Annotated in this window: 18 protein-coding genes and 1 tRNA gene; 11 read left to right on the forward strand and 8 right to left on the reverse strand. The window is 50.0% G+C overall.

Going from position 1 to position 18,348, the window contains the following annotated elements; genetic code table 11:
* Nucleotides 1-144 precede the first annotated feature (144 nt).
* Complete coding sequence (locus H6624_03760; GenBank protein MCB9083430.1) at nt 145-1,467, reverse strand: HlyC/CorC family transporter; 1,323 nt, start codon at nt 1,465-1,467, stop codon at nt 145-147.
* Nucleotides 1,468-1,662: 195 nt separating this feature from the next.
* Here H6624_03760 and H6624_03765 point away from each other — a divergent pair, with 195 nt between their 5' ends.
* Entirely contained in the window at nt 1,663-2,181 is a 519-nt protein-coding gene (locus H6624_03765; protein ID MCB9083431.1) for a hypothetical protein, read from the forward strand.
* A gap of 3 nt (nt 2,182-2,184) precedes the next feature.
* Here H6624_03765 and H6624_03770 read toward each other — a convergent pair whose 3' ends face one another.
* Nucleotides 2,185-2,622 (reverse strand): hypothetical protein, encoded by a 438-nt coding sequence (locus H6624_03770; protein ID MCB9083432.1) that lies wholly within the window; start codon nt 2,620-2,622, stop codon nt 2,185-2,187.
* Nucleotides 2,623-2,647: 25 nt separating this feature from the next.
* A complete protein-coding gene (locus tag H6624_03775; GenBank protein ID MCB9083433.1) occupies nt 2,648-3,019 on the reverse strand; it encodes a DUF2089 domain-containing protein in 372 nt (123 codons plus the stop codon).
* Between the two features lie 136 nt (nt 3,020-3,155).
* Between H6624_03775 and H6624_03780 the strand changes: the two genes are divergently transcribed.
* Complete coding sequence (locus tag H6624_03780; GenBank protein MCB9083434.1) at nt 3,156-3,758, forward strand: DUF938 domain-containing protein; 603 nt, start codon at nt 3,156-3,158, stop codon at nt 3,756-3,758.
* A gap of 12 nt (nt 3,759-3,770) precedes the next feature.
* Here the strand turns inward: H6624_03780 and H6624_03785 are convergent, their stop codons facing one another.
* The 3 genes from H6624_03785 to H6624_03795 all read right to left on the reverse strand — a co-directional run bounded on the left by H6624_03785 (nt 3,771) and on the right by H6624_03795 (nt 7,735).
* The gene (locus tag H6624_03785; GenBank protein MCB9083435.1) at nt 3,771-5,474 is read right to left on the reverse strand and encodes a hypothetical protein; all 1,704 of its coding nucleotides are present in this window, start codon (nt 5,472-5,474) and stop codon (nt 3,771-3,773) included.
* Nucleotides 5,475-5,599: 125 nt separating this feature from the next.
* A complete protein-coding gene (locus tag H6624_03790; protein MCB9083436.1) occupies nt 5,600-6,109 on the reverse strand; it encodes a DUF2007 domain-containing protein in 510 nt (169 codons plus the stop codon).
* A gap of 240 nt (nt 6,110-6,349) precedes the next feature.
* Complete coding sequence (locus tag H6624_03795; GenBank protein MCB9083437.1) at nt 6,350-7,735, reverse strand: DUF4185 domain-containing protein; 1,386 nt, start codon at nt 7,733-7,735, stop codon at nt 6,350-6,352.
* 283 nt (nt 7,736-8,018) lie between these two features.
* On the opposite strand from H6624_03795, the gene H6624_03800 reads away from it, so the two are divergent.
* Complete coding sequence (locus H6624_03800) at nt 8,019-8,390, forward strand: fibronectin type III domain-containing protein (protein MCB9083438.1); 372 nt, start codon at nt 8,019-8,021, stop codon at nt 8,388-8,390.
* Between the two features lie 3 nt (nt 8,391-8,393).
* Nucleotides 8,394-9,833, forward strand: a complete 1,440-nt coding sequence (locus H6624_03805; protein ID MCB9083439.1) for a hypothetical protein — start codon at nt 8,394-8,396, stop codon at nt 9,831-9,833.
* Between the two features lie 8 nt (nt 9,834-9,841).
* On the opposite strand, the gene H6624_03810 is transcribed toward H6624_03805, so the two are convergent.
* The gene (locus H6624_03810) at nt 9,842-11,767 is read right to left on the reverse strand and encodes a serine/threonine-protein phosphatase (GenBank protein MCB9083440.1); all 1,926 of its coding nucleotides are present in this window, start codon (nt 11,765-11,767) and stop codon (nt 9,842-9,844) included.
* A gap of 237 nt (nt 11,768-12,004) precedes the next feature.
* Between H6624_03810 and H6624_03815 the strand changes: the two genes are divergently transcribed.
* The 6 genes from H6624_03815 to H6624_03840 all read left to right on the forward strand — a co-directional run bounded on the left by H6624_03815 (nt 12,005) and on the right by H6624_03840 (nt 15,830).
* Nucleotides 12,005-12,091, forward strand: a tRNA-Leu gene (locus H6624_03815).
* A 417-nt stretch (nt 12,092-12,508) separates the two neighbouring features.
* Nucleotides 12,509-12,958 (forward strand): hypothetical protein, encoded by a 450-nt coding sequence (locus H6624_03820; GenBank protein ID MCB9083441.1) that lies wholly within the window; start codon nt 12,509-12,511, stop codon nt 12,956-12,958.
* Between the two features lie 216 nt (nt 12,959-13,174).
* Nucleotides 13,175-13,432 (forward strand): hypothetical protein, encoded by a 258-nt coding sequence (locus H6624_03825; GenBank protein MCB9083442.1) that lies wholly within the window; start codon nt 13,175-13,177, stop codon nt 13,430-13,432.
* A 439-nt stretch (nt 13,433-13,871) separates the two neighbouring features.
* Nucleotides 13,872-14,414, forward strand: a complete 543-nt coding sequence (locus H6624_03830) for a pentapeptide repeat-containing protein (protein MCB9083443.1) — start codon at nt 13,872-13,874, stop codon at nt 14,412-14,414.
* A gap of 87 nt (nt 14,415-14,501) precedes the next feature.
* A complete protein-coding gene (locus H6624_03835; protein ID MCB9083444.1) occupies nt 14,502-14,861 on the forward strand; it encodes a hypothetical protein in 360 nt (119 codons plus the stop codon).
* A 222-nt stretch (nt 14,862-15,083) separates the two neighbouring features.
* Nucleotides 15,084-15,830, forward strand: coding sequence for a response regulator transcription factor (locus tag H6624_03840; GenBank protein MCB9083445.1), 747 nt, complete (start codon nt 15,084-15,086; stop codon nt 15,828-15,830).
* On the opposite strand, the gene H6624_03845 is transcribed toward H6624_03840, so the two are convergent.
* Entirely contained in the window at nt 15,817-16,242 is a 426-nt protein-coding gene (locus H6624_03845) for a response regulator (GenBank protein ID MCB9083446.1), read from the reverse strand. The genes H6624_03840 and H6624_03845 overlap by 14 nt on opposite strands.
* Before the next feature lie 190 nt (nt 16,243-16,432).
* Here H6624_03845 and H6624_03850 point away from each other — a divergent pair, with 190 nt between their 5' ends.
* Nucleotides 16,433-18,343 (forward strand): response regulator, encoded by a 1,911-nt coding sequence (locus H6624_03850; protein ID MCB9083447.1) that lies wholly within the window; start codon nt 16,433-16,435, stop codon nt 18,341-18,343.
* The last annotated feature ends 5 nt before the right edge of the window (nt 18,344-18,348 follow it).

Raw genomic sequence — 18,348 nt, forward strand, 5'->3', positions numbered from 1 at the left:
TATAGGAAATAGAAGATACAAAGGCTCTGCCAGCTCAGTGCAAATCTAGAGGCATGCTGGCGCCAGTATTCAACAAGTTGTCAATCCCCTGGGTGGAGGTGATAGAGAAATGACGGGTGTCAATCGGGCTGACACTCTCAGTGATCAGGGAAGGCCAGGATCAGAATCGTCGAGTGCGACCTTCTCAATGCGGGTGAGATTCACCCGGCGGCCATTCATGGAGACAATTTTGAATTTATATCCCTGCTCAGTGATAGAGTCTCCTACTTCCGGCACGCGCTGTAGACGGTACATGAACAAACCTGAAAGAGTGTTCGCATCCAGGGATTCCTCAAACTGAATATCCAAGGTCCTTTCTATGTCGCTAATTTGGGTCCAACCGTCAGCTTCCCAGCCACCGCCTTTGTGAACAAGAGAAAGTGTGGCCCCATCCATGTCCAATTCATCTTCGATTTCGCCGACGATTTCCTCAAGCAGGTCTTCCATGGTGACGATGCCGGCAAAGGTACCGTACTCATCGATGACAATCGACATGTGTTGGCGGCTGTTACGCATTTGTTCGAACAGTTTTCCCAATTTTTGGGTTTCTGGAATCACCATTGGGTTGCGAATCAAGTTGCGTAGGTGAGAAGCGATGTTTTCCTCTCTATTGATCATCAAAAGATTGTAGAGATCCTTCACAAGTAGGACGCCCACAATCTTGTTGTCGCCCCCATCGGTGACGGGGAACCGGGAGTGTTGGGTGTTGCGCAAGACCTCTAGGTTATCCTCCCATGTGTCTTGTAGATCAATCGAGCTGACCTTTGCTCGTGGAACCATGACTTCTTCTGCTGTGCGGTCTTCGAACTCAAACAAATTCTGCAGCATGGCCGCTTTCTCAGATTCAATGTTCCCGGTTTCCTCGCTGGTCTCAATGATGCTCTTAATGTCTTCATCGGTGAAGATGTCCTGATGAGTAGCTTCTTCCACCCCAAACATTGACAAAAAGGATCGGCTAGCCGAATTCAGAAGCCAGTTAAGAGGATAAACAAGCAAATAGAACCAGTGGAGAGGGTAAGACACCCACAGAGAGACAGCTTCAGGTTTTCGAATGGCAAAAGTCTTAGGTACCTGCTCGCCCACGACGATGTGAAGGCTCGAAAACAGAATGAAGCCAAGGAGGAAGGCTACCTTGTGAATCACTTCAGGGGAGAGATGGAAGGACTCCAGCAGGGGCGTGAGTAGGGTTGCAACAAAGGGTTCACCCACCCAGCCCAATCCAAGCGAGGCCATGGTAATTCCCAGCTGGCAGGCGGCGAGATAGACTTCCAGATTGTCATGAATCTTCTGTGTGAGCAGGGCTACACGACTTCCTCGTTCGGTCATGGCCTCAAGGCGAAACCCCTTGAGCTTAACCAGTGCAAATTCGGCGGCAACAAAATAACCATTGGCTGCAAGAAGCAGAAGAATAACGATCAAATTGCCCATCTATTTGGCCATGGTCTCCGGATGGTTGGATTCGTGCCTAACACTTAGGGCCGATCCTATCAGTGAGAGCAGGGCTTTTCAAGCTGGAGTTCATTGGGGTGGCGCTTTCGGTGAGTGTCTAAATAACTTGAATCCCAGAGGTTTCTCCTGTAGGCCGAAGCTTCTTCAATTGAAATTCAATAAAAGGGGCGGCAGATGATTCAAAAGGCGGTATTTTTTATTCTATTGATGGCGGGCGTGACGACGGCGACAGCACTTGAGAGTCGTGGCGTGAAAATCACCCCCGAGTACCCGATCGAGCATTGTGATTTTCGCAGGGCGAGTCACATCAATGGCATCTTCGGTGTTCACGTCTCTGAGGATGAGGCCCAGTTGGAAATCCAGTTCACCACTTATTACTATGCCCATTGCAAGCAGGGGCGAGCCGTACGTGAGGAAATTCTCAACCGGCAACCATTAACCTTTTGGGTGGAGGGCATCAACTGGCCATGGACACCATCGCCGTTTGTTGAGGAGTTGGACTACGATGAAAGTTCCAATTTCCTTCACGTGAGTCTGATCTTTGACAAGGCTTTGGGATTCAAAGAGCGCAAGACCCGTCATTTTGACTACCGGTTCACTCCGTCACGTGATTTGCATTTTGATTGGAACATCGATCTACAGCAGATCAATGCTCAGCGCACCCGCTTGCTATTCAACGGACAGGAGTTTTAAGCTCTATTCGCAGCAATAGACCAGAACTCTCTCATTCGCGCTATCGACATCGACGCGAAAATCAGCCATTGAGGCGAGAAATTCGTCAATATTCTCTTTGTTTAGGTCGTTCAGATCGAAGTTGAGGCCCTTTTCGTTCATGGCGGCTTGGGTCTTTTCTTTCACTGCGTCCGGCATAAAGGCAGAGAGCTTCAGTCCTGCTTTGATGATCTTAAGGGGTATGCGAACGTTCACCCGGTCTCCGCTTTCACCCCCTTCTTTGGGCTCGACGGTGACACACAAATAATTGGGGATGATCTTCTTTTGCTCGGTGCCGGTCGAGGATGGTGACGGGGATTTTGTTGGTTCAGATGAGGCGAGAGCTGCCAGGAGTTTCTCCGCCTCCTCGACAGTGATCTTTCCTTCGGAAACCATGTTAAGAATTCGGCGTTGTTCATCCATTAGTCTTCTCCTTGAGGTTCAACATCTATTTGAGTTCCTTGAGCGCCTGGTCAGCGGAGATTTCCCCCTTTTCCAGGCGATCCAAAATGTCCTGTCGGTGGTCGCTGCCGCCAGAGGATATCTCCACATTCACAAAGTCCAAAATCTCGGCGAGTCGGCGCAGTTTGCCCTTGATGGTTGGGTAGCTGACGCCAAAATACTTTTCCATTTCTTTGATGGAGCCATGGCAGCGGACAAAGGCGGCGACAAAGATTTGGTCTTCCATCGCGAGGCGAGCCAGTGGGGGGAGTTCAAATTCGCCTTCCACGTGGATGCCCTTGTCGGGGAGGTGGACCTTCTCCACGAGGACTGGGGTGCCATCACTGAGATTGAGAATATCACTGAGTTCCGTCTTCATGCTTAAGAAAATTAACCTATCTGGTCGTAAAATCAATAAAATTAAGTATTAAAATTAAAAAACTTAAGTCCAAATGCGTCAAAGGGCGTGCAGGATGCTTCTTGATTGCCCACGAAGCCTGGTTAAAATTGGCTGAATGGAAAAGCCCTTTGTCCCATCCTGTGAGCGTAATCGTGAACCCATCCTCAAGGAGCTCAGGCGTCTGATGGCTTCGAGTCAGCGGGTGTTGGAAATCTCCTCGGGTACAGGTCAGCATGGGGTCTACTTTGCGACGGACCTTCCCCACTTGGTGTGGCAACCGACGGACTTGGCGGGGGAGTTGGCAGGCATTCAGCTGTGGGTGCAGGAGGCAGGACTCAAAAACCTTCTGGGTCCTCTTGAGTTGGATGTGAATCAAGAGAGCCATTGGCAGGCTCTGGGAGATCAGGGCTTTGACACTCTCTTTACGGCCAATAGCCTTCACATCATGGGCGAGAATGATGTGGATCAGTTGTTCTTTCACCTGGATATTCTTGGTGACGGCTTTCAAAAGCTGATCATCTACGGTCCTTTCAAATATGACGGTGAATTTACCACTAAGAGCAACGAGGAGTTTGATCAGTGGTTGAAGAACCGGGATCCCAAAAGCGGCGTTCGCGACATTGAGTGGGTTTGCGAAATGGCTGCCGAGGCGGGCTTGGTTTTGAGCGAAGATGTGAGTATGCCTGCTAACAACCAGCTTCTGGTTTTTGACAAATAGGTACCGGGTACCCTATTTGAGTGAGCGGAGGAAGGCTTCCATGCTCTTAAACAGAGCTGCGGCCTTTTCAGGAGTGCTGGCCGATGCGGTGTAGGCCACTTTGCCAAACTCACCAATGGCCTCAGTCATATGTAATTGAATGCCCTCGCCGGTCTCTCGGTTGAACTTCAAACGCCGCCAAACTGGGTGGGTATTGATGAGAGCAAATACGTCCGCAGTGGATTTGGTCTCCAGCCAGGGCGTTTTGTATCCATCAGTCATTTCATAATAAACGGGTTTTCCCGTTACCTCACTCACCATCACTCCCAGGTTAGGGTCGTGGTGAGTCTCCAGCAGGCGGTTGAGAATTTCCCATGAGTGGGTGGTGCCGCCCTCGCGGATGTTGGCCTCGCCGACGACAAAGTCTGATCGGGGAGTGCTTTTGCCTCGACCTTTGAGGCTGACCTCAAAGAAGTCAAAGGCAATGCGTCCGCGAACCCCATAGTCGGCGAGAGTGCGGGCCAACTCAATGGCGTAGCTCTCGAGCTTTTGTTGCAGCTGTGGATCTTTAGGGTAGGCCGGATAGCTACTGCCCACATAGGCCTTGTCTTCAATCTTTTGCATATGAGTGCTCAAGAGCTCCACTCGGCCATCGGCATGAACATAGAGCTGAGCCGATGGGACTCGCTTGTGAGGAATACCCTCCTGAACCACGGCTCCGTCAACTTGCGAGCGCACCATGACCTCATCCCACGTCTCATCATTTTGTTCTTTGCGGCGGAGAACGCGAATAATGATTGGAATGGCCTCGGCACGATTCATGTCATCCCGATAGCCTTCAGCTTTGAGTTCCTTCCGGGTGACATCAAAGATCCCTTGGCCACTGGTTCCGTTGTTGGTCTTGGTAAAGACACTTTGCAGTTCAGGATCTTCCTTAAAAAGGCGCCACACTGAACCAGCGAGAATAGTTTGGCTCTTAATATGAGCAAATGTTTTTGGGTGGGGGACTTGAGTCGAAGCAAATACATCGTGATTGAGGCTCTTGGAGTTAAGCTGGGTCAGGACGGGACTTAAGCCAACAAACTCCACGCCCAGTTTTTTTGCCATTTGCACCACTTCAGGGGTGACGTTGTAAGGAAACAGAAGGCTATTGTCGCCACTCACTGCTTCACCCAATAACTTTGAGCCGCGCAGGAGAATCTGGGCCTGAAGAAATGGGCTATCAAGGATTTTGTCCGTCAGGTAAACGTGGCGACGATCACCAACATGGACAAAATCAATCCGTGAACGTACAGCGCGCCCTTCTTCGGGGGGAAGGCTCTCAAGCATATGGTCAATAGCCTCTTTGGGAACAGGATCTGAGCTCACAAAGAGAACTCTGACGTTGGGATCACGGGCGCGGAGAATGTTCCACAGAGCCCGGTGTTCGTAGTGCAGATAGTTCTCAATGGTTTCGACTTCCTTCATGGCCAGATTGAAGGAGCTGATCGCGAGGGCAAGCACCGGCTTGCCTTGGCGGCGTCTGGATTCCCACGTGGTAACGGCCTTGGGGCCCGAGGCAAGAGACTGGCGGGCTGACGGTGATAAAACTGGAAAATCACTGAGGCGCTCAAGGCGATCTGGGGAGCGAGAAAGGTCCCGACAATCAACGGCTCCACCCTGGTGGGCGACACCGATGACAAGACAAAGAATCAGAAGCTGACTCAATAGTCGTGCAGGGGAAAATTTCAATCTCATGCGTCCAACCTCAATAACCTGATTTTCCCCTCACCCAAAGCAGAGGAGATACCATCGATCTGAGGCGGTCGGTAGAACGCCAGGGAGACCCTATAAAAACGAAAATGGGAGTGTCAGGAAAATGATCAATCTCCCGAGAGATAGCGGTGAAAAAACAAGATGAGCCCCGTCATGAGCAGGATGGGAATAATGTAATTGAGTGGGTGCTGGGAGTGGCTGACATGCCATTCGTTCTGACACTTGCGACACAGCCAGCGATCGCGAGCCAAAAAAGGCAAGGGGATGGAGATCAGCCAGAGAATAACAATCGCCCAGCCTTTGCGATGATCAGGGCTGTATTCAGTCTCCTCGCTGCCACAATTGGGGCAGGCCAGTCCGGGGGGAGGATCCTGGTCCTCGCTCAGCTCGAACTGCCGGTTGGTGGCCTGAAGAAGTAGCTGCCGAGCCCGGGGTGCGTCTTCCTTGAGGACAGTTAGGCGCAGTCCTCCGAGGGCATTGGAGTAAAAAGGATTTACGCCAATGGTAAACCGGTCTCTCAGGTGGCAAGTGAGGCCCTGGCTTTCTAAAAAGGATTTGGCCAGCTGGGCCTCGGGTTCATCGGTAAATCGGGCAATAACCTCGAATTTCTCTTTCATTGGTCCAGTCTATGAGTTTGGAGGGTGGAGTTCCAGGGAAATCGGCATCTCTTACAGCGGGTTGGAGCCTGGGGCCTCCGGAGTGGCTGAAATTATTTCAAGTGCCCGGTCCTTAGTTCAATGGAGGTGAATAGCTGCTAGGCTCCCCCTGTTTGTACAAGCTAACAACGGGCGACCTCGTTGTTGATTGTTGGTGGTGCGATGGCCGTATGTGATGTGCGGCCATCTTTTTTGCCGGCCTCAATACAGAGTGAAGACGCCGTTAACAGTGTTCCATGAGTCATTGGCACCAATTCCGGTAAAAATCATGGTGAAGCTCGACCCATCAGAGCTCGTCCACTTGTTCGATATATTCCAGAAGAAGGCTGTATTTGGGATGCCCCCATATTGTTTGTATTCAATCATCGACCAGGGTCCCCAAGGTTCTGGAGATTCAAAGACCCCCAGGTAACCTTTAAAGGTGGTGTTGTGTTCCGTCATCAGGATGTAGCGCTTAATGCCAGCATTGAATGTCACACTGGTGTTCCAGCCCACCCCGTTTGGATCGCGAAAAACAGGCTGGCGGCTATTAGCCTGAGAAGCCCACTGGGGCGCACCCTTGCCATCAAGCCCTGAAAAGAACTGGTAGGCGCTTCTATCTTCCAGTTTGTCTTTAGGCACGCGGATGAGGGCAATCTCTCCCGGCTTTTGTACTTTCAAACCACTGCTGTCCTTGATGTGATTGGCGTAGATGTAGACAAAGTTGTCTCTGGCACCGCCATAGTTGCGGCCAAATTGGACAAAGGTGAGGTTGACCAAGTTGTCACTGCGCGGGAAGTTCACTGAACGACGGGACCAGGATCTTGCTTTATTGGTGCTAGTGTAGAGACGTTGTTCTTTGTAGCCATCGGCACCACTTCCCGGGTTGTACCACATATAAAGTATGCCGTTCAGACAAAGGATTCCATAGGACTTGCCAACTAAGTCGGTGCCACCGGCATTGCCGCCGACAATATCCTGGGCGTAGTAACTGTCAGCCCCGCCTTCGATGCGCGAGAAACCCAAGCTATATTTAGGCCCCGTTCGGGCGAATCCATAGCCATCACCCCAGGCCGTGTATTGATGATCGTCTTCACACCAGGTCACCGGAAAGTTGTCGGCACCATCGGCCTTTCGCTTGTGTGAACTCCAATCAAGGCTCATCGCTTTGACCAGAGTACTGGGTGGGTAAGGTCCTTTGTAGCGGGAACGGGGGATGGCCACCACTTCCATGCTCACATCGAGATGCTGGCCATTGGCTTTGGCTCGGGCGGTGATTTGGTGACGTCCTTCGCTCGATTGGTTGGAATCCCAATGGAACTCATAAGGGGGAGAGGGTAATTCGCCTATGGTTTTGCCATCCACCAGCAGTTCAACGACTGGTGTGGCCCCTTTTGATTCCTTGGCGTCGATCATTATTTCTACGGAGTCTGTGGCCCGACTCATCGGAGGGGGTGAGGTGATACTTACGGCTAACTGTCCATTTTGTTGCGTCGGTGGTGGATTGTTGGGGTTTGGCGGCGGGGGTAGCCGAGGCTCACTGCTGCTGGAGTGGGAAGTGAAAGCGTTTGGGTCAAACTCCCCCTCACAGCCGAGGCCAGAAGTCACAATCCCAGTCATTAAGCAGAAAAAAGAGATCCGTCTCTTCATCATACCAATGGTTATAGCAAGGATGGTGCCCCGTGAAGTACAACGAGCAGCGCGTGGTTTTCAATCAAAGTGCACAAGCCGGCTAGGGAATGGAATTTGTCTACATAGGTGATTGATTCAATCGAATTGCTTACGAATGTCAAAAAAGTGAACAGCAGAATTTGCTGGGATAATGGAGAGCGTCTCCATTATAATAATGGATAAGGTTGGGAATGGGAGGCGCCTTCGAGAAAGGGATTCCATGAAGGCCTCTCTTTGCGGGTTGATATTTCTAACATGTAGCCTGTTCTCCTGTGGAGAGGGCTTTGAAGTTCACCAGTTTAATTCCAAAAACGACAACATGCCGTTTTCTGGCCAGGCTCACTTGAGCTGGCAAGCACCTCTTGAAGATGAAGACGGCAATCCACTCAACGACCTGGCTGGGTTCACTCTTTATTACGCCGATGCTCCTCTGTCTGTGGCTGCAGACATCATAAGAGTCAATGTGGGGATGGAAACTCAATACAATTTAAGCGGCTTGTCTCCCGGGACCTATTATTTCGCGGTCTCGGCCTATGATCTATCAGGCAACGAGGGTAAACAGTCCCCCGCAGTCCCCAAGGAAGTGAGGTAAGTCGTGAAGGCCATCGTGTTCTTGGCTTTAGTAATTCCCAGTCTCTCGTTGTCCTATTTTCCGGAGGCGATGGCCCAAGATCTCAAGATCAGTCCCAGTGGCCACTACTTCACCTATAAGGGGAAAACCGTGGCTTTGATTGGCGACAGTGGCACCCAGGTGGTCATGCAAAATGCCAATGTGGACCATAAGGCCTGGATTAACGACAATGCCAATCGCGGCGTCAATTCTATCCACGTGTGGTCCTTTGTGGCTCCCCGTCAGAAACAGGATGGCAGCCGGGTCGAGACCCGATATAACTATGTCTATCCAGGCGTAACTCCTTGGGCGCGGAACACGAGTGGCTCCCGGGCCACGGACCAGCTCTATGACTGGAATCTTCGACAGTTCGATGAAGACGGCTACTGGCGGAGATTGAAAGAAATGGTGGCCCTGGCCGCCAGCAAAAACATGATTGTCGGTATTACCGTGTTTTTCGGTTGGCCCAAGCATGATACCAGCAGCCGTCCCGATTGGGCCTATCACCCTTTTAACTCTGTCAATGGTGGGCACCTCACGGACAATGAAAAGGTACAGGTGCTGGGCAGTCCCGGAACGGAGGTTCTCAATCAGCCTTGGTCGGGCAGCTGGTCAAGTGGCAAGAAGACTCAGTGGATTTGGGAGAAGTTTAGCGAAAAACTGATTAATGAAACTAAGCCCTTTGGCAACGTCTACTTTGTTTTCATGGACGAGCATAGTTATAGCGAGGGCAATGGCGGCGATCACTTTGCCAACTTCTTTCGCAAGCGGGGAGTCCTGTGGTGTGATCACAATGCTCGCCGCTCTAAGGTGGACATTGTCAACGAAAAGGGAGCCGACCCTAAGGCCGAGTTTTTCCGCAAGCCTTTCCGCCCCCATCTGGGGTTAGAAGAGAGCCCTTACCGAGGCAAGGGTATGAGGGACAATTTGTGGAAGGCCTTGATCAGTGGCGGTCACTATATGCATCACAACGACGAAGATCAGGAAACGCCGCAAACCGGGGTGATGGTCTATGATCCCAAAGTCAAGAACGGCAACAAGGCAGCCGTTCTTGAACGGGCTAGTTGGATTGGCCACGCCAGTCGCTTTGTGAACCAGAGGATCAAACTGCTGGACAAAATGGCACCCAATGACTCCCTGGCAACGGGAGGCAGGTGTTTGGCCAATCCCGGCACCGAATATGTGGTGTGGGCCAAGTCGGGCGGTACCATCAGCCTCAACCTCACTCAGGCTGAGGGCACATTTGTCCGTGAGTGGTACAACCCGCGTACGGGGGCCGTGACGAAGCTGTCACAGGTGAGTGGCGGACAGAATATTACATTGACCACGCCGGATAATAACGACTGGGTCCTTCACGTGTATAAAGAGGGTATGGGCGAAGACCATACACCGCCTGGTGTGCCGACGAACCTGCAGGTAGAATAAGATTGAGTTTAGGTCAGCTTCTTTTTGAATTCCATAAAGAAGTAGGTGATGTCGTCGGCCAGCGGCGTGCCTTTGCGGAAGGTTTCCACATTCGACTCTAAATCGGTCACTGCGGCTTCAACTCCAGGCCCCTTTTGGAAACTCTTGAGGAGTGAGCGAACCATTTCTTGTTCGGACCACTGTTCGCCGGTTTTATTGACCAACTCAGGAATGCCGTCCGTGTAAAAGAAGATGCGATCTCGGAGTTGAATAGTTAGAGATTCCTCTTTGTAAACCGTGTTCAAATCCTCTCCCAGTCGTGGACCTGTGTGCCCCATCAGAGGCACAATATCCTTCTTCTTCAGATTGGTTTTGACGGGGAAGACCATGGGGGGCTCATGGCTGGCATTGCAAAAGCACAGTTCTCCGGTGTTAAGGTCGAGACTCGCTAGAAAGAAGGTCATGAGAATTTTGCCATTTGAAGCCCCATAGATGGCATGGTTGAGAATCGACATGAGATTACTAATCGACAGATCGGGAAAGTGGCGAAGAAGGCTTGAGGAGGCTCGGGCCGCACTCACCACTAGAGCAGCGGGGACACCATGTCCGGTGGCATCGCCAATCCAAAAGTAAGCTTTGGTTTCGGTGATATTGTAGTACCACCAGTCTCCGCCACACTCACTGGATGTGCGGTAGTGGCCCTTGATTTTAATGAATTCGTCCTCATAAGTGTTTTTCGGGAAAAGAGCGTCTTGGACAACCTTGGCCATTTCCAGCTCACCCGACATGCGAGTTCTTTCGGCCAACTCTCTGGCGCTAACTTCAGCGCTAAAGGCCTCGACCGAATCCTCAAGAAAGTTCTGCAACATAAACTCTCTGAATGGTTTGATGTCGTCTTGATGGACATAGAGGTTGGTCACGCCCATGCTCTGGAGCTTTTCCAGGTCGGTCTTTTTGAAGGCCCTTCCTCGTTTGAGATAGATATTGTATTTAAAGGCAGTTGCTGAGTAGAGATAGAGGTGTACGGGTAAGGGGGAGTTGATCTCAATGTCCTTGATGGCGAGAGGAGCCATGTTCTTTTCCACTTTGCCCAAGGGGCTGACGACAGAGCTCGGAGCTTCGAAGAATGCCAAAGCGGTTTCGCGGTTTTCATGGAAGGACATCTTAAAGATCGAAGCCTTGGACTGTGCCCAGTCGCTGAATGGTGTTTTGCGCACCCGGATCTGCTTGAATTTCAAATTGGGCAGCTGAATGCCCTTTTCGCGCAGAAATTCCCCAAATGAATCTCGGAATTGTTCAAAGAACTGAAACTCCGATTCCATGTCGCCGCCTTGTACGCCGACCAGATATCCCTTGTAAAAGTCAGCATCAAAGGTGGCACAACACACCCGGGTGGTGATGCCAATTCTTTCCGGTGTGGTATTGAGATCGGGTTTGGAAACCTTTGCCAAGGCCCGTTGTATGGCATGCCCCAGAGTCGAAGGATCAAAGGTCACTTGGGACTTCATGTTGTTGATGAGGGATTGCTTTTGCTGGCGCAAGATTGCGTAGTCGGGCAGGTGAGCCAGTACGGCCTTGATGTGTTTGAGAAAGCTCTCTCCCGTCACGGGAGGGTGAATCGCCCGCTTGGTGGGAAAATGAGAAATGCGGGCCACCGCATTGGCGATTTCCATTTCCGCATAGGCAATAAACTGGGTGCTTTTAAGGCGGCCAAACTTGCGGGCGAAGGCGGCGACTTCTGTGTACTTGGGATGATCGTAAGGAACAAAAACAAAGTCAGGCAGGTGTTGAATCACCATCTTCTGCGCTTCGGCCAAATCGTGAGTCAGCATGGCCTCAACCCCATTTTGCCAAAGGTACTTGAGGATGGCCCGGTTGAATTGGTCATCTTTGGCAATAAATAGGGCCACAGCCTCAAGGGCTGGGGCTTGTTTTTCGGCGGGAGCAGCTCCCATTCACGAACCTCTTTGTGTACTACGATCTCAAGTTTCTTTCGGAATATTAAAGGCTTAGCGCGAGGCCAGAAAATCCACGTCGAGGTTAAAAAACGGTGAATTCTCGGTTAATGGGCGCGACCTATGGCGAGCCTGGATCGCCTCCAATGGGCAGAATTATTTGCCCGCTGCCGGATGATTCTTGAATCTTTCTCAAGCCTTGTGCTATGAAGAGCGCTCTTTTACAGACCAAGGTCTGCGGGCATGGCGGAATTGGTAGACGCGCTAGATTCAGGTTCTAGTGGGGGCAACCCTGTGGAGGTTCAAGTCCTCTTGCCCGCACCAAATAGAAAAACCATCCAACCGGATGGTTTTTTTATTTGGTGCGGGCAAGAGGACTTGAAGCGAGTGACCCGGCAGCCAGTGGCTGCAGATCGAGCAGGATGCGAGATCTAGGGGCACGAGGGTGGCCAGGCGGAGGGTGAGCGTGATGCGAAACCGAGCGCTTGGCCAAGTCCTCATACTCAGGAAGGGCATCAACCATCCAACCGGATGGTTTTTTTATTTGGTGCCGGCAGATGAAGCGTACCTGCTAATTCTCGTTTTACAGCCCACTCTGGCTGAAAAGTTCACATTAGCCTGATTAATAATCGTCACCAAATTGCAATAGTAAAAACGATAGTAACAATTTGTTAAAATCCAGTGGTAGGCAGGTCCCAAGGAAACTAGTTAACAAACAAACTAAAAATAAGGAGTTTGATCATGAGGGGTATCATGACATTTCTCGCCGTTTTCATAGCTATGGCTGCCCAAGCCACAGTTCAACCCAACTGCACCATTTCCGTTATCGACACATATAAGGACACTGCGGTGATGAGCCTTTTGAAGGAAAAGGGCTACGATCCCATCCCCGCCGATGGGGATGTCCCTGAAGCAAGGCTTCACCTCAGCTTAGGCCAGGTGATTTCTTCTGAGCCATGCAGTACCGACGAATTCAGCTTTGCCAAAGCCACTATGTATGTGGGGATCATCGACAATCAGAATTTAACCCAAAACGTCGTCTATGACTCAGCTTCGGCAGCTGACTATGAAGTCAAAGATGCGACTCTGCGCTATGAGATGGTGCCGCGAAACACTTGCGCCTCATTTTACTCGGCAATGCTCGCTGCAATCGCAAAGCTGAAGGACTGTTCTCGTCTGGGGCACAAGTAGAAGGGACATGAGTTAAATTGTCATATGATGGAGGCTTTCGCTTCCCCGATCTTAAAGGTCAGGCAATCAAATCTTTGGCTGATCTTGAGGTTAAGGCCTTTTGTCAAAATATCATAACAGTTTTCTCACCAAGTGGTGAGGATCATCGCTGATCAATCGTCTATAACAGTTGTCATCAAAAAACTGATTTCAACTCTACTGACAGGGAGGTCTGCAATGAGCAATGGTAAAGAGACAAAGGTCTGCGACAAAATCCGCGAGTTGCTTGCAGTGATGGACGAGCTCCAGCAACTGGGTTGTGTTCCTTGTTACTATGGTGGAGTTTCTCAGGTTGAATATGAGATTGTCTCCCTCTCTGTGGCTCTTAATGGGCACTCACATGGCGAAGTCATAGCTGTGGATAATGTTCATGATGAGGCTGAAGAAACCTTTGTCCAACGTGTGGACGAATGGATTCGTGATCTTGCAGCTTAAATCACCCCACTGATGGTTCTAACATCAAAAAAGGAGGCCTTCCGATGGCCTCCTTTTTTTTGTTATGGGGATATGGGGTATGTTACAAGCCAGTTGCCTGGCGGATTAAGGAATCTGATCAAAATCCTCATTAACAAGGGCTTTCATGGATAGGCCGACCATCAGAGCAAAAAAAAGCAACGCGGCCAAAAACAAAACAATTAGAGTTGCTGGTAGGTATATAAGTAAGTTCAACATAATATTTCCCCCCTTTATTGCAATTCAAACCTACAGCTAATTCTCAATGAAAGCATGACTTAGTGGCTTGAATAATGGGGAGATTTCTAATCAATCGCCGGTGCACGGTTGCGAAATCTACAAAATTGAACACAAAGCCAACAAGACTGAGGTGTCTCCTCTGTATATAAGACCTCATGTAAAAATAAACAAAGGGGGACCAATGGACTATCTGGAGGATAAAAGGGATTTGTTGGATGATGAGGATGTGTATTTGATGACTGATTTGTTCGTTGAAGAGGCCGATTCTCTTGAGGATCTCGAAGGCTCTGGTCCCAGGCGGGACTATGAATGGGTTACCTATAATAATGCCGATTTTCGCAGACGGTATATGTCGTTTGTTAACATCGTCTCGTCTGAGTTTCGCTTTTCCAGTTTCGAGGGCGTGAACCTGATTGGCAGCTTGATCAAGTCCACCGACTTCTACGGTGCCAGTTTTCGGAATGCGGACCTGGAATACTGTGAGGTGGAGAAGTGTGACTTCTCGTCTGTAGATTTGAATAGGATCAACCTTCAGGGAGCTCGTTTGCGGAGGAGTAATTTCAGCTATTCCGATCTTCGCGGGGCTAACTTGTCGGATTGTATCATCGAAAGGTGTGGATTTAGGGGGGCACTATTTGATGACGACACTATTTTGCCCTTTGACAATGATCGGGCCCTGGAACTGGGGATGGTGTACACCCCGGATCTGCTCAATGCCGGCTAAACGATAGAGATTAACCTACAAAGGGTAGAGCAACTTGGGGCACTCCCTGGATTAGAGGGAGTGCCGGGACAACAAAAGGAGAGTGCAATGAAATATCTAGTAGCGGTGACAACGGTGTTATTATGTTTGGCAAGCCAGGCAGGCCCAGTGGCCATTCCCATCGAGCAGGTTCAATCTTTGAACTTTGACGAGTTCTCGCAAACATCCGTTATTGAGGCCTTGGTCATATATAGAGACGGCTGTTACCGTCCCGTGGCCCAGTCGATCGAGATTCAATACCGAGTCGGTAAGATTCATCTTTATCACTATGCTGAGAGGGAAAGTCTCACCTGTATTTTGGCTCTTCAACCGAAAACGATTCGCTTCAGCATTGGTCATAGATTGGCGGGCGACAACACCTTTATTGACGGCGCAACGGGGAAGTTAGTTCCGGTGACCTGGAAATAGTTGCTGGCGCAAGTAACGTCGAAAAGTGAAAACAATTCGCGAAAAGGGGTGGATATTGACTGAGATCTCCCTTATTCGCTGTGCAATAAACAAAAATAATCTACATAAAAGAGGGATGTTTGTCAGGATTTGGTTACTTGATCAAGACTTAATCCAAAATCAATTGCGCAGACCGAAGTCCTGCTCTATTGAGACCTAGATGCACAATTTTGGAGAGATGTGATGGCTAATATCCTGGTGGTTGAGGATCTGGAAGAGAACTATTTTGTTCTCCGGAGTCTGCTCGAAAAGTCCCACAAGCTCGTGTGGGCTGATTCAGTGAAAAAGGCGATGTCATTATACAACTCAGATGTAGATCTGATTTTACTCGACATTGGCCTTCCAGACGGCGATGGATTTCAGTTTTGCGATTGGGTGAGGACGGAGAAAAAGGATCAATGTACCCCTATGATCTTTATTACTGCGCGGAGTTCAGTCGAAAGCCGCATCTTGGGTTATTCAATTGGTGGCGACGACTACATCCAAAGACCCTTTAACTCGGTGGAGTTAAAGGCTCGCATCGATGCAAAGTTACGAAGCTCAAACCATGCCAATAGTGCAAGCGTGGAACTCGGCGGTATTCAAATTGACTTTAAAACCATGGAAGTCCAGGTGGGTAATGAAAGTTCTGGGGAACCACTGGATTTGACTCCCATTGAATTTAAGATCCTGGGTCTGCTGGCCTCTGAACCCAATAAAGTTTTCTCACGGGATGAGATGCTCAGTCGAGTTTGGGGTGATGATTTGTACATCTACCCCAGAAGTGTCGACACTCATGTGAGCAAGTTAAGAAAGAAGTTAGGTTGCAAGGGTGAAATGATCAGGTCTGTTCATGGTGTGGGCTACCGAATTGTTGAAGTACCCAACGACAAGAGTGATGAAGCCCCTGGTTCTGAGACACAATTGGAGATGAGTGTTACTGAGGAATGACGCGCATTTGATTGAGCTGGGCCTTGAGTGCCGAAAGGGACAATGGCTTTGTTAAAAATGGGATTTGCGCCAAGCTGGGAGGATAGTTCTGGATAAATTCCCTTTGCGAGATCACTGAGACGATTAACGTGCAGGGCAAGGTGATAACTTTCATTGCTTCAAGCAGAAGGTCAGACCCGCGATAGGCTCCATCTAAAAACAGGTCAACAATCAGCAGATCAGGTGGCAACTCAGAGAAAAGAGTATCGAGGCCTTCATTGTAGGTTCCCGCCACGCGTAATAGTGGAGCTCCAAGAATACTCGTGAGCAAGTTGGAAAAGAGCCGCTGCGAAAAGGGATCATCGTCGATGACCAAAACTGAAGAGCCGAATTGGAGGGCTGGGCTCATCGAACAAGTAGGTGCACACATCATCCACCATCCTAGTTGTAGTTATAGAGGCACTTTGTCAGTTCAGCCTAGCTCAACATAAGTGAGAGTTCATCTTTGAGTGGTCAACAATAAGTGAAAAACGGAACAGAGAATGTGGGGAAAACTCCACATTTTATGAATTGCCCAGAAGAACAAGTTTGGATAGGGGTTCTTGATCGGGGGGGTAGGGATCATGAAGAGACTGAGGGGCCTTATTATTGGAGGGGAGGATGAAGACACGCAGTCGATTCTCCTGTCCTACATTGATGAATTGGAAATCGCCTGCGATTCAGTGACCGGCATTCAGGCGGGTCTTAGGGCATGTCGCCAGAACACCTATGATTTGGCGATTTTGGATTTGAAGCAGCCCCATGGCTCAGGGCTGGCAGCGGTAAATCAGATTAAGATGGAGTTTCCTGAGTTATCTGTAAGTGTTGTGGCAGATAGGGGTGATCCGGGCTTGGTGGACGAAGCCTTGCGGAGTGGTGCCGAGGACTTTTTGGTCAAAGGTGATTTCGGCCGGCCGAGGTTGGAGCGACTGTTCCGGTGTGCGGCACTCAAGCGCTCCTATTATGCTAAGTGTTTCGAGTTGCAGGGGCGTCTAAGACTGGCGACAAGTGTTTTGCCGATCTGTATGTGGATCAGTCGCGATGGGGCGACTGTCTATAATGTAATAGGCAACGCAGAACGGTTTTTGGGCGACGCGGGAGATCTTTGGGCAGGCCGAAAGATCCTGGATCTGTTTGAGGGGCTAAATGGCGAAGCTGAAGCAAAACTGGAAGACTGTATTGAAAAGGCAAATCTTGGGCGGTCGAGCAGGCAGGTGTTCTTTTATGAAGGAAAGTGGTTGGAGTCCTATATCGTTGGAGTTCGTGAGTCCGGGCAAGTGGTTCTCCATGGGCTGGTCACTGATGTGACTCCCTTGAAGGAGTCGGAGATTAAGTTTCGGCAGGCTAAGCGGGAAATGGAGAGGGTCCATAAATCCAAGTTGGAATTTCTTGAGTCCGTGAGTCATGATCTTAGGACTCCGCTCAATGGCATTATCGGAGCTGCTCAGTTATTGAGGTATAGGAAGGACGACTCTACCCATGAGTCCTTGGTGCAAAATGTCCTCGCCTGTTCGGAGAACCTTCTGGCCCTGATTGACGACGTTCTCGAATTGAAGTTTGTCGGCAATGGTGGCTTTGAAGATAGCGACAAAGATTTCAATGTCGACCAGGTTCTTGAGTCCTGCATTAACACCATCGAGCCATTGGCGAGGGACAAGGGAGTTGCTCTTCATTCGGTTCTAGATGCCGATACTCGTGGATGGATGGTCCGCTCATCTGAAAAGGCTCTGAGAAGGGTGTTGGTCAATCTGTTGGGGAACGCGGTCAAATACACCGACAAGGGAGAGGTCAGGGTGACTTTGTCGGTGGAGGAAATCCACGATGGGAACTTTGAATTAAGGGGATGTGTGGAGGATACGGGGATTGGGATCCCTGAAGGGATGAAGCAAGTTCTGTTTAGTGCCCACCATGCGGGTAACCCAATTTCGGCCGAGAGAAGTGGAACAGGATTGGGATTGGTCATTTGCAAGCGGATTCTTGACAACCTAGGCGGACAGATTCATGTGGAAAGTCAGCTGGGCAAAGGTTCTTGCTTCACATTCTCCTATCCCGTGGAAGTCTTGGCTTGTCGGCTTCCACGGGAGCGGACAAACATTTTGAATGGGATTATAAGCTCTTCGACTCACGAATGTCCGCGAAGAGTATTGGTGGTCGACGATTTGGAGGAAAACCGCTTTATTCTAAGTGAGATGGTGCGTTTTTTTGGCATTGATTGTGATGCTGCCGAAGGGGCGGAAGAGGCCGAGATGCTCTGTCAGACGAATTGCTACTCGGATATTTTTATGGACATGAGAATGCCAAAAATCGATGGTTTTAGTGCGGTGGAGCGGCTTCGTGGACTGGAGCAAGGGCGCGAGTGTCCGCCCAGTCACATTGTTGCTGTTACGGCCAGCAATACGGAAGAGTACCGCTCCAGATGCATGGAAGTAGGCTGCGACGAGTTTATCGCCAAACCTATTACGATGGGCCGTCTTAAAAGGTATTTTGCTAACTAAGGAGG

It is taken from the genome of Pseudobdellovibrionaceae bacterium (genome assembly GCA_020635075.1).
In the GTDB taxonomy this organism is placed as follows: Bacteria; Bdellovibrionota; Bdellovibrionia; order Bdellovibrionales; family UBA1609; genus JADZEO01.

What these genes read in the sequence shown, in the direction of transcription:
- H6624_03850 (MCB9083447.1), top strand. Translation starts at nt 16,433, where the DNA reads ATGAAGAGACTGAGGGGCCTTATTATTGGAGGGGAGGATGAAGACACG.
- H6624_03790 (MCB9083436.1), bottom strand. Translation starts at nt 6,109, where the DNA reads ATGAAAGAGAAATTCGAGGTTATTGCCCGATTTACCGATGAACCCGAG.
- H6624_03810 (MCB9083440.1), bottom strand. Translation starts at nt 11,767, where the DNA reads ATGGGAGCTGCTCCCGCCGAAAAACAAGCCCCAGCCCTTGAGGCTGTG.
- H6624_03780 (MCB9083434.1), top strand. Translation starts at nt 3,156, where the DNA reads ATGGAAAAGCCCTTTGTCCCATCCTGTGAGCGTAATCGTGAACCCATC.
- H6624_03765 (MCB9083431.1), top strand. Translation starts at nt 1,663, where the DNA reads ATGATTCAAAAGGCGGTATTTTTTATTCTATTGATGGCGGGCGTGACG.
- H6624_03845 (MCB9083446.1), bottom strand. Translation starts at nt 16,242, where the DNA reads ATGATGTGTGCACCTACTTGTTCGATGAGCCCAGCCCTCCAATTCGGC.
- H6624_03835 (MCB9083444.1), top strand. Translation starts at nt 14,502, where the DNA reads ATGAAATATCTAGTAGCGGTGACAACGGTGTTATTATGTTTGGCAAGC.
- H6624_03785 (MCB9083435.1), bottom strand. Translation starts at nt 5,474, where the DNA reads ATGAGATTGAAATTTTCCCCTGCACGACTATTGAGTCAGCTTCTGATT.
- H6624_03820 (MCB9083441.1), top strand. Translation starts at nt 12,509, where the DNA reads ATGAGGGGTATCATGACATTTCTCGCCGTTTTCATAGCTATGGCTGCC.
- H6624_03830 (MCB9083443.1), top strand. Translation starts at nt 13,872, where the DNA reads ATGGACTATCTGGAGGATAAAAGGGATTTGTTGGATGATGAGGATGTG.
- H6624_03800 (MCB9083438.1), top strand. Translation starts at nt 8,019, where the DNA reads ATGAAGGCCTCTCTTTGCGGGTTGATATTTCTAACATGTAGCCTGTTC.
- H6624_03760 (MCB9083430.1), bottom strand. Translation starts at nt 1,467, where the DNA reads ATGGGCAATTTGATCGTTATTCTTCTGCTTCTTGCAGCCAATGGTTAT.
- H6624_03770 (MCB9083432.1), bottom strand. Translation starts at nt 2,622, where the DNA reads ATGGATGAACAACGCCGAATTCTTAACATGGTTTCCGAAGGAAAGATC.
- H6624_03840 (MCB9083445.1), top strand. Translation starts at nt 15,084, where the DNA reads ATGGCTAATATCCTGGTGGTTGAGGATCTGGAAGAGAACTATTTTGTT.
- H6624_03775 (MCB9083433.1), bottom strand. Translation starts at nt 3,019, where the DNA reads ATGAAGACGGAACTCAGTGATATTCTCAATCTCAGTGATGGCACCCCA.
- H6624_03825 (MCB9083442.1), top strand. Translation starts at nt 13,175, where the DNA reads ATGAGCAATGGTAAAGAGACAAAGGTCTGCGACAAAATCCGCGAGTTG.